1 pseudogene is annotated in these 450 nt (G+C 76.0%); it reads left to right on the top strand.

What is annotated here, in order from left to right:
• Window positions 1–175 precede the first annotated feature (175 nt).
• Window positions 176–450 (top strand): annotated as a pseudogene (locus tag HWX22_RS31860) (hypothetical protein); the annotation flags it as partial.

Genomic DNA, 450 nt, shown 5'->3' with positions numbered 1-450 from the left:
CGCTACCGTCTTCGCCGACGCGCTGCCGGCGGTACGCCGGATCCGTCCCGAATCGTCGCGCTCGGGCAGCGGGACCTCGACCGCCTGCGCGGCGGGATCGTTGCCTTCATGCCAGTTGGGGAATACCACGCGCATCAGGTCGCCGCGCTTGAGGCCCTGCGAGAACGAGGCCGTGGTGCCCGACGAATCCGAAGCGGCCAGCGCGCCCGAAGCGAGCGCGGCGGCTGAAGCCGGCATCGAAGCCGCGGCCGGCACGGCCGACGACGCACTCGACGCGCCCGAGGCAGCCGCCTGGTTCGCGTCGTGCCGGTTGCAGGCGCCCAGCAGCAGCGAGGCCGCGCCGAGCAGCGCGTACGAAGCCGCGCGCCGCGCCGCCGTGGCCCAGGCCGCCAGGCGGGCCGGGCGCGAAACGGCCCGCGGCGGCATGGCCGGCGTGGACGCAAACGGGCG

Origin of the sequence: Burkholderia sp. BCC1638 (genome assembly GCF_902833195.1) — a bacterium.
GTDB lineage: Bacteria > Pseudomonadota > Gammaproteobacteria > Burkholderiales > Burkholderiaceae > Burkholderia > Burkholderia diffusa.
This window is presented reverse-complemented; position numbering and strand designations above follow the sequence as displayed.